Source organism: Aliivibrio sp. A6, assembly GCF_028765505.1.
GTDB lineage: Bacteria > Pseudomonadota > Gammaproteobacteria > Enterobacterales > Vibrionaceae > Aliivibrio > Aliivibrio finisterrensis_A.
This window is the reverse complement of record NZ_JARACR010000018.1, coordinates 1-15,074: the sequence shown is the minus strand read 5'-3', so window position 1 is coordinate 15,074 and position 15,074 is coordinate 1. Positions and strand designations below refer to the sequence as shown.

Here is a 15,074-nt window from a genome sequence, read left to right as displayed (position 1 = left end):
AAATATAAAATTATAATTATGATTTATTGAACACTCACTCGCAGTGCCGAACTAATGGCAAATGGAGTCAATGTTGCGGAGCCCATAAAAAGAGCACCTAAAATTGCTAGTTGACCATTATAAGCCATACCGAGACCAGCAGCATCAATTGCTGATGTCGCAAAAATTAGAACCGGGATATATAAAGGTAGAATCAATAAACTAAGTAAAACACCACCCTTTTGTAGTCCAACGGTTAACGCCACTCCAACAGCACCAAGAAAACTTAACGTTGGCGTCCCAAGTAATAATGTTAATACGATAGCCAGCCACGAATTAAAATCCAAAGACAACAATATGGCAAGCAATGGACTAATAATGATTAACGGTAGACCTGTTAGTACCCAGTGAGCAAAGACTTTAGCTAAAACTAATACCGACAAAGGGGTTGGCATTAACATCATCTGCTCTAATGAACCATCTGAAAAATCGTCTCGAAACAATCGCTCTAAAGAAAGTAAGGCCGATAATAAAGCGGCTACCCACACAATACCTGCTGCAATACGCGCTAGAAGTACTGGCTCAGGACCAATACTAAGTGGGAATAAGGTAATTACGATAATAAAAAACCACAAAGGGTTAAGAATATCTGCTTTACGACGAAAGGCGATTAATAGCTCACGTCGAATAATTGTTGTCATTGAAGCAAGCATCTATTCACCTAATCTGATTTTTTTGAGTTCATTACTGTCTGTAAATAGATCTTGGTGCGTGGTAAGCAAAACAATGCCCCCTTGTTTTGCGTGATCCATAAATAGCTGTTCAAGCACTTTAACCCCTTGTTTATCAATCGCAGTCAAAGGCTCGTCTAAAATCCATAGCTTTTGTTTACTAAGCCAAAGTCTCGCTAAAGCAACTCGACGCTGTTGACCCGCAGATAATTGCCCTGCTGCAACATCTTCACGCCCAGCTAAACCCACTCTTGCTAACGCATCCCAAATGGCATTTTCATCATATTGGTTATGCATAGATTGATAAAAAGTGAGGTTTTCAAATGCAGTTAACTCACGTTTAACGCCGGTATGATGACCTAAAAAAAGTAAATCGCTATGAAACTCTTCACGACTTTTCTTTATAGATTCACCCTTCCAATAGATCTCGCCTTCATCCGCATAACCTAAACCTGCAATAATGCGAAGCAATGTGGTTTTACCTGCACCATTTTGCCCTTCTATCTGAATTAACTCACCATCTGAGATAGTAAAACTCAATTGTTCAAATAGAACGCGTTCATCTCGAATACAGGTAACGTTACGAATTTCTAGCATAAGTATCTATTGTTGAAAAATATTAGGGGCATTCTAGCACAGCAAAAACGGGGAAACTTAGATATAAAACAAATCTATTTAGATAGATAAGTAAATAAGTATGTCCGATCGTTTCACTTTATCAATTCCTTTATATTTATATGGGTATCAATAAGTTGCTTCACACAAAAGTAATATACTACTTAATGGTTAGTTAATTTAAAATTACAGTTCGGGATACTATAAGATGAATAAAAAAAAGCCCCTCAATGAGGAGCTTCTATGTGTTCTGCAAAATTAGAAAGCCGTTATTCTTCGTCTTCTAATCGTAATGGTGGAATAGAGCCTTTACCTGCTGCTATTTTGGCTTGTAAAGACATCATTAACTCGGCTTCTGCTTTAGGCAACTCACACTCTTCCATCAACTCATTGATTCCTGCGCCTAACTGAACCAATTTGTTGGCTCTTGAATACAAACGGCTATCCGCATCTGTATTTTCTAGTTCATTTAAACGATCATCAAAATGTTGACTTAACTGAGCCATATCCGCTACTTTTTGTCCCAAATTGATTGAGCCAGTACGGAATTCAACAAATTGCTTTTGTAGCTTTTGTTGCTCATCTTGAAGTTGTTTGTTTTGCGCCTGAGCTTGAGTTAATTGTAATTCTAACTGCTTGTTTTTACGATTTAATAAAACATAAACCACAAGCACTAGGATCATTGCTGTTGCTGCAAATAGCTCTGAGAGCTGAGTTAAAATATCAACCATTATAGGCTTGCCATGTCATCCCATTCGTCTTCAGACAAAAGTTTGTTAAGGTCAACCAAGATAAGTAACTTGCCGTCACGGTTGCTAACGCCTTGGATGAACTTAGCGCTTTCTTCCGTACCAACACTTGGCGTAGTGTCAATCTCTGATGAACGTAAGTATACAACTTCTGCCACGCTATCAACAAGGATACCGATAACTTGACGCTCAGATTCGATCACAATAATACGTGTATTGTCTGTGATTTCACCTTGCATTAGACCAAAACGTGAACGTGTATCAATAACAGTGACTACATTACCACGAAGGTTAATGATACCTAGAACGTAATCTGGCGCGCCCGGAACGGGTGCAATTTCGGTATGACGTAATACTTCACGCACTTGCATTACATTGATACCGTAAGTTTCTTCTTCTAGTTGAAACGTTACCCACTGTAATACTTCGTCATTTACTTGATCTTTACGGATCTCTACTTCATTAACCTGAGACATTTTATTTCCTCGTACTCTTAGAGTTATTTTACTCTATTCCCTTAATGTCCAAACCGGCATTAAGCATCGCAATCATCGCCTCAACATGAATCAAGGCACACATCTTTTCTTTTACCATTCCTGATAACCACGGACGTTTTCCTGCCGTTTCTCGCCAACGAATTCGATCACTGGTAAGGGTTTCAGTTCCAGCTAGCGCATTACACGCTAAACCCCATTTGCTCTCACCAAGCATAACAAGGTATTGATAATCTTCTTTATAGCTTTCATCTTTGATACTTTGTGGCATCACCCACTTTGCAGTATCAAGCGCATCAATTTTCATTTCTCTATTTGTTTGCAAACCAAGATACCAATCCGGGCGACCAATTAGGTGACTCAGCTCGGTAATTTGGTGAATACCGCCTAACTCCGCTAATGGTACAGCAAACATAACTCCCATCACTTCAAAAAATAGGACTTGAAATTCTTCTTGATGCTCTGCGTTTTCCCAATCTAGCCCACTTGGTGGTGGCGATTTTCCTGCTTGGGTTTTTAACTGGGTTTCAGTAGCTTCTTCACTCTCATTATCGACAATGGGTTCTACTTCTTCAATCTGAGGTTCAGAAGAAGAGGAAATATTCACTTTATCTGAAATATCCCATGCTGATAAGTCGAGTTCTTCTTCAGCTTCCTCTTTAATAATCGAGTCGCTTTTAATATTTGAAGAAGCAACGAGAACGTCTTGAGTTTCGGTTTCAGCTTTTTCAATCGCTGGTTCGATTCTCATTGGTTCTGTTTCTACATCGTCAATAATCAGGGCGTCAATTTCAACTTGCGCTTCTAATTGTGAGTTTTCTAATTGACTTAATAATCGTTGAACGTCCTCTAATTGAGGTAATTCAAACGGGTAAGTGTCATTATCATCCTCTACTGGCGAGAACTGCGGTTGATATTGAGGCTCTGGTGTATTAATAGTTACTGACTCTGAGTGCCAATAAATAGGCTCTGGCTCTGGCTCTGGCTCTGGCTCTGGCTCTGGCTCTGGCTCTGGCTCTGGCATAATGCTATCTTCAGCGTCATGCTCAAGTTCAATAGCTTCTTCATCTAACAGTGATGAAAAATAATCATCAAGTGCTTCTTCACTGGTAAATGTTTTAAAGTCAGCCATTAAGCTAATCTCTCTAGATAATTCAATAACGTTTTATATGCAAAAACACCACGGCTATTTGGTGAAACAAATGACGGCGGCATTCTTTTTAAACTTGCGTCCCTAAACTTTGTATCAATTGGCACCGCGGATGCCCACACTTGATCTGAATAGGTCGACTTTAGATCCATTAACGTTTGTAGTGACGCGTTAGTACGCTTATCGTACATAGTTGGAATAATAGTAACATCAAAACGAGAAGGCTTATTTCTTTGCATTATCGTTAACGTTCGCATCATTCGCTCTAGCCCTTTCATAGCTAGAAATTCTGTTTGAACTGGGATCAGTATTCGAGTACTTGCTGCTAATGCATTAACCATCATTACCCCTAATATAGGAGGGCAATCAATCAATACATAGTCATATTCATCTTTTAATGCCGCCAATGCTCTTTTAAGTACTAACCCCATCCCACTACGGTTGCCCATTACGCGGTCAAGAGTGGCTAGTGACATATGAGCTGGAATGATATCTAACCCTGGAATGTCACTTTTTAATACAAACGGAGAAACAGTGGCTTTATTAATTGTCGGCAGTTGAAATAATTCAAATAAGCTGCAAGGCAAGTCATCAGAGTCATAGCCAAGATAAGTAGTCAACGACCCATGCGGATCAGTATCCACCATCAGGACACGTTTACCTCGTTGGTTCAATAAACCAGCTAATGTAATCGTTGTTGTTGTTTTACCAACACCACCTTTCTGGTTCGCTATGCTCCAGACAACCATTATACTTTTCCTACTTCAATCCAACTTCCACGAGCATTCTTTCAGCTACGCGTTCTAGAGGTAAACTTTCTGACGATAAGCCTGCTTTATCAATCGCTTGAGGCATGCCATAAACAACACAACTTTGCTCATCTTGAGACCAAATGGTTGCTCCTGCTGCTTTGAGCATTCGGCAGCCTTCACGGCCATCAGCACCCATTCCAGTTAAGATCATTGAAAGTACTTTATCGCCATACACTTTCGCGGCAGACCCAAAAGTAACATCCACGCAAGGCTTGTAGTTCATGCGCTCACCGCCGTCTAAAATCTTCAAACGAGAAGAGCCTGGACGACCATCAACCATCATCTGTAAACCACCCGGAGCAAGATACGCACAGCCTGGCTTTAATACATCACCATCCTCTGCTTCTTTCACCTGGATCTTACACAAATTATTTAAACGAGCCGCAAATGCTGCAGTAAATGTTGCAGGCATATGCTGAACTAAAATAATCGGATGCGGGTAATTAGCAGGGATTGCCGTTAATATCTTTTGTAATGCAACAGGACCTCCCGTTGAAGTCCCAATTGCGGTTAACTGATATTTTTTACCGGTTGCTTTAAAGCGCTGCGCGACTGCTACCGGTGCAACAGGTACACTTTTAGCAGGCGCTACCGTTGATGCTGTAGCACGAACAGTAGGACGAACTGTTGACGTTGTCGTTTGCGTTGTCTGCGTTGTCACAGATGGACGACGCATAAACAATTTTTTACGAGCAATTTCAGCAATGCGCTTTTGCAATAAACTAACGGCTTCATCTCTATTACGAGCGATGTCTTCAAATTTCTTAGGTAAGAAGTCCAAAGCACCTGCGTCTAATGCATCCAATGTTGCTTTTGCGCCGTCATGGGTAAGAGAAGAAAACATCAAGGTTGGTGTTGGGCAAGCCTTCATGATTTCTCTTACTGCTGAGATGCCGTCCATGACAGGCATCTCAATATCCATAGTAATGACATCTGGTTTCAATAATTTTGCTTTTTCTACCGCTTCTTTACCATTAACAGCCACGTCGATAACTTCAAGACGAGGATCGGCATTAATGATTTCACTTACTCTGCGACGAAAAAAACTAGAATCATCTACAACTAATACTTTTATTGCCATGTGTATCCTTGTGCATTAACGCATGCGAACAGCGTAACGCTTAAGCAAATTTGGAACATCAAGGATCAATGCAATATGACCATCAGAAGTAATGGTTGCACCCGCCATTCCTGGCGTGCCTTGCAATAATTCATCAAGCGGCTTAATAACGACTTCTTCTTGACCAATTAAGGTATCTACAACAAAACCAACTCGTTGAGCACCTAATTGAATAATAACAACATGGCCTAATCCTTGACGTTCTGTTTGACGAGAGCCAGGAACTAACCAATCTTGTAAGTAGAATAATGGAATCGACTTTTCACGAACAATTGTCGTTAGTTGGCCATCAACCATGTTTGTTTTCGATAGATCAAGATGGAAAATCTCATTCACACTTGCTAATGGCAAGGCAAATGGTTGATTAGCAACGCCAACCATTAAGGTCGGTAATATTGCTAACGTTAGTGGCACTTTAATGACAATTTTAGTGCCTTCACCCATATTTGAGTCGATATCGATTGAACCATTTAACTGATTAATCGCTGTTTTCACAACGTCCATGCCTACACCACGACCAGAGATATCTGAGATCTCAGTCTTAGTAGAAAAGCCTGGTGCAAAAATTAAGTTATAACACTCTTTATTGGTTAAGCGTGATGCTGCATCGTTATCCATTAGGCCACGATTTACCGCGATACCACGAAGTTTATCTGCATCCATACCGCCACCATCATCGATAATGCTAAGTAGAATGTGATCACCTTCTTGAGAGGCAGACAGAATCACTTTACCTGTACGTTCTTTACCTGATTTCTCACGCACATCAGGCATTTCGATACCATGGTCCACAGAGTTACGCACTAAGTGAATCAGTGGATCGGCAAGCGCTTCAACCAAGTTTTTATCTAAATCTGTTTCTTCACCGCGCATTTCTAACACGATGTCTTTTTTCAGTGTACGCGCTAAATCACGTACCACTCGTGGGAAACGACCAAATACTTTCTTGATCGGTTGCATACGAGTTTTCATTACTGCGCCTTGAATATCAGCAGTAACAACATCAAGGTTTGAAACCGCTTTTGACATTTCTTCGTCATTGCTATTCAAACCTAAACTGACTAAACGGTTACGAACAAGAACTAACTCACCCACCATATTCATGATGTTATCAAGCGTTGATGTATCAACACGAACGGTGCTTTCCGCTTGAGGCTTAGACTGTGGTTTAGCAGGTGCTTTTGCTACAGGTTTTGCTTCTGGAGCTGGAGCTTGAGTTCTTGTTGGTGCAGGAGCAGTCGTTCGCGTTGGTGCTTCTTGAACTACCGCTGCTGGAGTTGCAGGAGCCATTGCTGCCGCTGGTTTTACTGCTTGATCAAGTTCTTCATCTGTTGGTCCTTTACCTGAACCATGCAGTTGATCTAACAGTTTTTCAAACTCGTCATCACTCATAAGATCAGCATCACCAGTCAATACTTCATCAACAGATTGAGTATTAGCAGTTGGTGCTGTTGTTGAATTGGTTGGACTTTTACCCGAACCATGAAGCTCATCAAGTAGACGTTCAAATTCATCATCAGTAATGTCTCCATCAGCAGCTGTATCTATTGCCGGAGCCACTGGTGCCGTTATTGGAGCCGAAAAAGTATTTGATGGTGCTGCACCTTTGCCATGCAATTCATCTAATAATTTTTCAAATTCATCTTCAGTAATATCATCTACTGAATCATGAATATTGCTTTCAACAACAGGCTCTTGAGGAATGACAGCTTCAACAACTGGAGCCGCTACTTCTATCGCTGCCGCAGCTATCTCACCTTCGGTTTCAGGTTTGCTTAAATGATGAAGCAGATCCAACAATCGCTGTTCAGCAGGTTCTACTGTTTCACCATTTTGAACTGCGTTGAACATTACGTTTACACTATCAAGAGTTTCTAAAATGGTGTCCATTAGCTCAGAAGTAACTTTACGCTTACCCGTTCTAAGAATATCGAACACATTTTCAGCACCATGACATGCATCAACAAGTTCTGTTAATGAAAGGAAGCCTGCGCCCCCTTTTACAGTATGGAAACCACGGAAAATAGCATTTAATAAATCAGAATCATCAGGACGTTGTTCTAATTCAACTAATTGTTCAGAAAGTAGCTCAAGAATTTCTCCTGCTTCAATTAAGAAATCTTGCAGGATGTCTTCATCCATTTCAAAGCTCATAATGTTCCTCTAAAATCCTAGACTGGCTAATAGGTCATCAACGTCATCTTGAGATGCAACGGCATCTTCACGTTCATGTGGGTTTAAAATAGGACCTTCAGCTTGAGAAGGTTTATTAAGTTCGTCTTGTTCACCAAGTCGCTCTTCTACTTTAAACAAAGTCAAAATATCAACCAATCGGTCTTCAACTTCTTGAACTAACGTAATTACTCGTTTAATAATTTGACCGGTAAGGTCTTGAAAATCTTGCGCCATCAAAATGTTAGTCAGCTCATTACGCAGTTCTGAGCTATTCCCTTCAACTTGAGTAAGTAGACCATCAATGTTGTGACATAACGTTTTGAATTGAGTAAGCTCAATTCTGCCTTTCATTAAGCTGTTCCATTGAGGACGTACTTGAAGTAGCCCTTCATGCAACTCGTCAGCAATAGGAAATGAACGGTCGATAGCATCCATGGTTTTATTGGCTGCCATTTCAGTCTTATCAATCACATATTGCAAACGATCACGTGCATCTGGGATCTCATCATTAGCGATAGCAACGACTCGGTGATCAAGCTTAAAATTCTTTAATGACTCATGAAGATCACGAGTTAAAGAACCAATCTCTTGAAGCATCTGAGGTTCACTAGAAACCGCTAATGAAGCAACAATTTGATCCGCTTCTTCTTGCTTGCCTGCTTCTAATAAAACAACAAGCTCTTTGGCATCAGTTAATGAAATCATCTTATTGCTAATCCTTTACCGCGCAACATTTACTTATAAACGTTCAAAAATTTTGTCTAATTTTTCTTTTAATGTTGCGGCCGTAAATGGCTTAACAATGTATCCATTTACACCAGCTTGAGCGGCTTCAATAATTTGCTCACGCTTTGCTTCAGCAGTGATCATTAATACTGGTAAATGTTTTAATTCGTCATCGGCACGAATGGTTTTTAGCAAGTCGATCCCTTGCATTCCTGGCATGTTCCAATCGGTTACAACAAAGTCAAAGCCACCTTTTTTAAGTAGTGGTAATGCTGTTAAACCATCATCCGCTTCTTGGGTGTTATTAAACCCTAGGTCACGTAATAAATTTTTTACAATACGGCGCATTGTTGAGAAGTCGTCAACAATAAGGATCTTCATGTTTTTATTCAAAATCGCCTCCAGTGAGGGCAAAGTAACGGGATTTAATTATTCTACTGTCCAAGTTGATAACTTGGCCCGTAGTCGTTGCATTGATTGACTGTGTATTTGGCTGACGCGAGACTCGCTAACACCAATAACTGCACCAATTTCTTTTAGGTTTAACTCTTCATCGTAATAAAGAGATAAAACCAGAGCTTCTCTTTCTGGAAGTGTTTTAATCGCTTCCACCAAAGCAACTCTGAAGTGTTCGTCGGCAACACCTTGAAATGGGATATTATCATCAGCTTGTTCTTCGGTTGTGATTACATCATCCGAAACGCCTAAATCTTCCATGCCGACTAGTTTACCGCAATTTACATCATTAAGTATCTGATAATACTGATCTAAGGGTAATTCTAGATGTTCTGCTATCTCTTTATCGGTCGGATCACGAGAAAGTTTAGCTTCAAGCTCTTTAATTGCTGAATTTATCATCCGACTATTTTTATGAACAGAGCGAGGAACCCAGTCACCACGTCGGATTTCATCCAACATTGAGCCTCGAATTCGAATACCAGCGTAAGTTTCAAAACTTGCGCCTTTGCTACCGTCATAATTTTGCTGTGCCTCTAACAGACCGATCATACCAGCCTGAATAAGGTCATCCACTAACACGCTTGCTGGCAATCTTGCCATTAAGTGGTGAGCAATGCGTTTTACTAAATCAGAATAACGCTCTATAAATGCCTTCTGACTATTCACATTGCCTTTATGATCGTAAGTTAAGCCATCAGACATAGTCGTCCTCTGCTTCACTTCTCTTTTCAGTTCGTAGTAATTTCTCAACAAAAAATTCTAAATGACCACTTGGCGCTTTTGGTACCGGCCAAGTCACCACTTTATTTGCTAACGATTTCATCGCTAGTGCAGCAGGTGAGCGAGGATAAGCATCAACAACAACCTTCTGTTTTCTAACAGATAATCTAACTTTTTCATCAAGCGGTATACAAGCCACTAATTCCATATTTGCAGATAAAAAGCGATCTGTTACTAGCGTTAGTTTCGCAAATAATTCACGACCTTCACGGTAACTTCTTACCATGTTAGCAACTACTTTAAAGCGCTGTACGTTATGTTCACGGCTTAATAGCTTAATAAGAGCATAAGCATCAGTAATAGAAGTCGGCTCATCGCAAACAACCACAAGTACATCTTGTGCTGCGCGTGAAAAGCTAGTTACCATATCCGATATACCAGCAGCTGTATCAATTAAAAGTATATCAATATCGTCTTCTAGGCTACTAAAAGCACGGATAAGCCCTGCATGTTGCGCAGGACTAAGCTCTGCCATCGATTTAGAACCAGAAGTCGCTGGAATAAGTTTCACACCGTATGGGCCTTCAACAATGATATCTGCTAATTCGCACTCACCATCTAAGACATGCCCTAAATTTTTATTTGTGCGAATACCTAGCATAATATCAATATTAGCTAAGCCTAAATCGCCATCCAACACCATCACTTTCTTTCCCTGTTGAGCAAGTGATAATGCTAAATTAAGTGTTACATTTGTTTTACCTACGCCGCCTTTACCTCCCGTTACCGCTACTACTTTTGTTAGTGTCGGTTGAGTAAGTCGTCGTAATCCACTAGCCTGATCGTATATATTATTATCAATCATAAGTTGTCTGCCTCTGGCATGTCGCTATTCCAGAAATGAGGGTCCTTTTCCGTCGATTTTTCTAGTAATTCATTTGCTTTTGCTACTAAGTATTTAGGTTGAGCTAAAACAATATCTTCAGGTACGCGTTGTCCATTTGCAATGTAAGCTATTGGTAAGCCATTTTCTATTGTTACGCTGATTAATTCACCTAAACTTAGTGATTCATCAATCTTGCTTAAAATACAACCCGATAATGGGATGCGTTTAAAGTGATCAATGGTCTCTTGCAGTACTTGGCGCTGTGCCGTCGCTGGCATCACTAAATAGCTGCTGATCTGAGAACCACTGTTTTCCATTAATGTATCAAGTTGTTCTGTTAAACGTACATCTCGCTGTCCCATACCTGCAGTATCAACTAACACTAAACGACGATTACGTAATTGATATAGTACCGATGCCAATTCATCAGCATCTTTTGCGATACGTACAGGGCAACCCATGATACGACCATAAATAGCCAATTGTTCTTGAGCACCAATACGGAAAGTATCCGTTGTAACTAAAGCGACTTGGTCTGGTCCGTATTCCATTGCTGCTCTTGCTGCTAACTTAGCAATAGTGGTTGTTTTACCAACACCTGTAGGACCAAGAAGCGCCACAATTCCACCGCGAGATAAAGTATCTACTTTTGCTGTAGGAATTTGCTCTGCAAGTAACTTTAATAGTGCTGACCATGCGTCTTTTGATGGTGTATTTTCCGGAATGTAACAAGCTAATTGATCTGCAAGCTCTGCCGATAAACCCATTCTTTCTAGACGTTTAATCAACATTGCGCGTAATGGTTCACGTCGTTCGACTTCTTGCCACATCAAACCTGATACTTGATGCTCTAAAAGACGACGAATAGACGACATTTCTGAACGCATATGTTCTAAATCTTCATTTGATTCATTTGATTCATTTGATGAACGACGGCCTTTTTCGTAACGAGAAGGGTCTAATCGAGGTTGCACTCGGTCTTCTTGGCCTTTGATTGGATCATCAGAAATAAGGTGCGCTAAATTTGGATTATTTTGAATCGCACGAGTCATCTCTGATGTATCAAGTTTTGCTGAAGATCTATTCAAAGAACCATATGAATGAGAATTCGTATTTGATAGTTGAGACTGAGGTTGAGCTTGCCCTTGAAACTTCGACTGACGTTTCAATAATGCAGCTAAGCTATCTTCTTCTCTCTCAGCTTTTACTGGCTCAGCCTCAGCTGAGGTACCATTTGAACCGTATTGTTTAATCATGTTTGCAAAACGTCGTGTCATCGATCCTTTGCCTACATTCACTTTATCTTCTGCTATTTGACGAGGTGCAGGAGTTTGTGCTGTATGTGATGATGCACTCGGATCAATCGCGGCTACGATTTCAATACCGCCGGTTACTTTTTTATTTGACATAATGACTGCATCTACGCCTAGTTCTTCTTTTACTTGAACTAGAGCTGAACGCATGTCTTTTGCAAAAAATCGTTTAATTTTCAATATCGTATTCCTGCGCTAATAAGTCGACGCGATTAGTTACCAACAGCTTGAACAATTCTAATTTGCTTCTCATCTGGAATTTCTTGATAAGAAAGCACACGTAAGTTAGGAATCGTATTCTTAACAAACTTAGCCAATGTTGAACGTAATACACCTGAAGTCAATAAGACTGCCGCTTCTCCTTTTAATTCCTGCTCTTGAGTTGCTAAAGTTAAAGAAGCTTGTAAACGTTCAGCTAGGCCTGGTTCAATACCTGTGGTCTCGCCACCTGATGCCTGCATTGTTTGATGCAATATTTGTTCCAATTCAGGAATTAATGTAATTACAGGCATTTCAGCCTCTATCCCATTGATTTCTTGAACAATTAATCGTTTCAGTGAAATTCGAACAGCCGCCGTCAAAATGTCAGGTTCTTGACTTTTTGGCGCATATTCCGACAATGTTTGAACTATAGTACGAATATCACGCACTGGGATCGCTTCATTTAATAAGTTTTGAAGCACTTTAACAACTGCACCTAATGGTAGCTGATCTGGGACTAACCCCTCTACTAGTTTAGGTGAGCTTTGTGAAAGTAGCTCTAACAGATTCTGAACTTCTTCATGGCCAAGTAATTGCGCTGCATTATTTGTCAGTAATTGGCTTAAGTGCGTTGCTAATACTGTTGCGGCATCCACTACAGTATAGCCTAAAGCTTGAGCATGCTCTCTTTGCTCACCGTTAATCCAGACGGCCTCTAGACCAAAAGCAGGATCAAACGTTGGTTCCCCTTCAATCGACCCATAAACTTGTCCTGGGTTAATCGCAAGCTCTTTATCTGGACGAATTTCAGCTTCACCACCAGCGACACCCATTAATGTAATTCGGTATACATTTGGTGGTAATTCTAAGTTATCACGAATATGTACAGCAGGAACCAAGAAGCCAAAATCTTGTGATAGTTTCTTACGTACCCCTTTCACGCGATCAAGTAACTCACCACCTTGTTCTTTATCTACCATTGGAATTAAGCGGTAACCCACTTCAAGTCCGATAACATCAACGGGTTGAACATCATCCCACGACAGCTCTTTTGGTTGCGATGATGATATCTCCATTGGTGGCGCGGCTTTTTTATCATCACCCTCTTTTTCTTTCTGCTTATTCAGGTAATACGCCCAAGCACCCGTCATTAACGCAAGTAGGATAAATGGGAAATGGGGCATCCCAGGCACAATACCCATCACAAACATAATACCAGCGGTCACCATTAGTGCCTTTGGATTATCAACGAGTTGAAATACTAATTGCTCCCCCATATCTTCATCTGTATTTTGACGAGTAACCATTATCGCCGCACCAATAGACAAAAGTAACGATGGGATCTGAGCAACTAGACCATCACCAATGGTTAGCAAAGTATAGATTTGGATTGCTTCACCAAAACCGAGACCAAATTGACTCATACCAATGGCTAGACCACCGATGATGTTAATAAATAGAATAAGAATACCGGCAATGGCATCCCCTTTTACGAATTTAGACGCACCATCCATTGAACCGTAAAAATCGGCTTCTTTGGTTACTTCAAAACGACGTGTTCTTGCTTGCTCTTGATCGATTAATCCAGCATTCAAATCCGCATCTATCGCCATTTGTTTACCTGGCAATGCATCCAAGGTAAAACGAGCACTTACTTCAGCAATACGTCCCGCACCTTTGGTTACAACCATAAAGTTAATGATCATTAAGATAATGAATACAATCAAACCTACGGCGTAGTTACCACCGATAACCACGTTACCAAACGCATCGATTACATGACCTGCTGCACCAGGGCCTTCATGACCATGCAGAAGTACAACTCGCGTTGATGCAACGTTCAGTGCTAAACGAAGTAATGTTGATACCAAAAGAATGGTAGGAAAAGCAGCAAAATCAAGAGGTCTACGTGAATAGATAGTAACCAATAACACCACCATTGCTAATGCGATATTAAAAGTAAACATTAAATCAAGTAAGAACGCCGGAATGGGTAAGATCACCATTGCTAGCGTAGATAGCACTAAAATCGGTGCTCCTACAGCTGGTAATGTTTTACCTTGCAAGGCAGACAGCTTGTTCGGGAGTGGCATTTGAAATTTCATTACTTCGGCTTCTTTACTCGACTTCATTATTGAATCATTATCAATAATAAATAACTGATAACAGGATGACCCTCCCAATAAAGCAAGTTTCGAGCCAAATTAATGTCACTTTTTTGGCTTTACTTATTCTCTTTTCTGACGAGTAAAAAAATGATGGTTACTGTTGAATTAAGCACTTAATTATTAAGGAAAAATATCAATCATTATTGCAACTTACTTCTTCCTTTGTATAATCGTAACCTTCTTTACTTACTTGGTGTTTATATGGCTGATGTATCGCTTAGTACAGACCAAAATGTGCTTAATAAAATGGATATTGGAGGCAGAGTGATCCTTGAGGTTACTTGCCCAAACGGTCAATCTGCTCAAGTTCAATCTACATTAATTGGCTTTAAAAAAGGTCAGTATGTTTTTCTTGAATACCCAATAGCACCACCTTTAGAGTTTAATAAAATTTATCTAGAGGGAGCTGAAGTTACGTTTAGGGCCATCACCAATACTACGCATCGTGATGTTATTGCATTTCGCACACAAATTCATTCTGTGATTTACCGCCCTATGGAGATGATTTGTCTTCATACTCCTAGCAGTATTTCCATGCGACAGATCCGTACTCATCAGCGTCTTGAGACCAAGTTTTCATGTAATTTAGCCGTGGGAAGTCATAACCTAACTGGCATAATGACCGATTTTTCAGCCGGCGGTTGTGCTATTTCATTACCAGCAAAACTGAACCCGAGTAATCTCCTAAATCAAGAGGTCTCTGTCGCAATAGAGCTTGGTGGAGTTAGTTCGATTACAGTTTCAGGCATTATTAAAAATATAGACCCAAAAGAAAA

15 protein-coding genes are annotated in these 15,074 nt (G+C 40.3%); 1 reads left to right on the top strand and 14 read right to left on the bottom strand.

The window, feature by feature from the left end:
* Positions 1–23 precede the first annotated feature (23 nt).
* The 14 genes from ccmB to flhA all read right to left on the bottom strand — a co-directional run bounded on the left by ccmB (position 24) and on the right by flhA (position 14,235).
* Positions 24–692 (bottom strand): heme exporter protein CcmB, encoded by a 669-nt coding sequence (gene ccmB, locus PVK70_RS11625; RefSeq protein ID WP_130048687.1) that lies wholly within the window; start codon positions 690–692, stop codon positions 24–26.
* A complete protein-coding gene (gene ccmA, locus PVK70_RS11620) occupies positions 693–1,307 on the bottom strand; it encodes a cytochrome c biogenesis heme-transporting ATPase CcmA (RefSeq protein WP_130048686.1) in 615 nt (204 codons plus the stop codon).
* Between the two features lie 287 nt (positions 1,308–1,594).
* A complete protein-coding gene (locus tag PVK70_RS11615; protein ID WP_130048685.1) occupies positions 1,595–2,056 on the bottom strand; it encodes a DUF2802 domain-containing protein in 462 nt (153 codons plus the stop codon).
* Positions 2,056–2,550 (bottom strand): chemotaxis protein CheW, encoded by a 495-nt coding sequence (locus PVK70_RS11610; RefSeq protein ID WP_130044160.1) that lies wholly within the window; start codon positions 2,548–2,550, stop codon positions 2,056–2,058. Before PVK70_RS11610 ends, PVK70_RS11615 begins: the two co-directional genes overlap by 1 nt.
* 28 nt (positions 2,551–2,578) lie before the next feature.
* A complete protein-coding gene (locus PVK70_RS11605) occupies positions 2,579–3,700 on the bottom strand; it encodes a chemotaxis protein CheW (protein WP_130048684.1) in 1,122 nt (373 codons plus the stop codon).
* On the bottom strand, positions 3,700–4,467 hold the full coding sequence (locus tag PVK70_RS11600) for a ParA family protein (RefSeq protein WP_130048683.1): 768 nt from the start codon (positions 4,465–4,467) through the stop codon (positions 3,700–3,702). Before PVK70_RS11600 ends, PVK70_RS11605 begins: the two co-directional genes overlap by 1 nt.
* 10 nt (positions 4,468–4,477) lie before the next feature.
* Positions 4,478–5,611 carry a protein-glutamate methylesterase/protein-glutamine glutaminase gene (locus tag PVK70_RS11595; RefSeq protein WP_130048682.1) on the bottom strand — a complete coding sequence of 378 codons (1,134 nt, stop codon included), beginning with the start codon at positions 5,609–5,611 and terminating at the stop codon, positions 4,478–4,480.
* 15 nt (positions 5,612–5,626) lie between these two features.
* Positions 5,627–7,804: a chemotaxis protein CheA gene (locus PVK70_RS11590; RefSeq protein ID WP_130048681.1), complete on the bottom strand. Its 2,178-nt coding sequence runs from the start codon at positions 7,802–7,804 to the stop codon at positions 5,627–5,629.
* 9 nt (positions 7,805–7,813) lie between these two features.
* Positions 7,814–8,530 carry a protein phosphatase CheZ gene (locus tag PVK70_RS11585; protein WP_130048680.1) on the bottom strand — a complete coding sequence of 239 codons (717 nt, stop codon included), beginning with the start codon at positions 8,528–8,530 and terminating at the stop codon, positions 7,814–7,816.
* A gap of 33 nt (positions 8,531–8,563) precedes the next feature.
* A complete protein-coding gene (cheY, locus tag PVK70_RS11580) occupies positions 8,564–8,932 on the bottom strand; it encodes a chemotaxis response regulator CheY (RefSeq protein ID WP_011262352.1) in 369 nt (122 codons plus the stop codon).
* A gap of 48 nt (positions 8,933–8,980) precedes the next feature.
* On the bottom strand, positions 8,981–9,712 hold the full coding sequence (locus PVK70_RS11575) for an RNA polymerase sigma factor FliA (protein ID WP_130044154.1): 732 nt from the start codon (positions 9,710–9,712) through the stop codon (positions 8,981–8,983).
* On the bottom strand, positions 9,705–10,595 hold the full coding sequence (locus PVK70_RS11570) for a MinD/ParA family protein (protein ID WP_130048679.1): 891 nt from the start codon (positions 10,593–10,595) through the stop codon (positions 9,705–9,707). Before PVK70_RS11570 ends, PVK70_RS11575 begins: the two co-directional genes overlap by 8 nt.
* The gene (gene flhF, locus PVK70_RS11565) at positions 10,592–12,109 is read right to left on the bottom strand and encodes a flagellar biosynthesis protein FlhF (protein WP_130048678.1); all 1,518 of its coding nucleotides are present in this window, start codon (positions 12,107–12,109) and stop codon (positions 10,592–10,594) included. Before flhF ends, PVK70_RS11570 begins: the two co-directional genes overlap by 4 nt.
* Before the next feature lie 32 nt (positions 12,110–12,141).
* Complete coding sequence (flhA, locus tag PVK70_RS11560) at positions 12,142–14,235, bottom strand: flagellar biosynthesis protein FlhA (protein ID WP_130048740.1); 2,094 nt, start codon at positions 14,233–14,235, stop codon at positions 12,142–12,144.
* A 264-nt stretch (positions 14,236–14,499) separates the two neighbouring features.
* Between flhA and PVK70_RS11555 the strand changes: the two genes are divergently transcribed.
* On the top strand, positions 14,500–15,074 hold a 575-nt coding region (locus PVK70_RS11555), incomplete at its 3' end, for a flagellar brake protein (protein ID WP_274441470.1).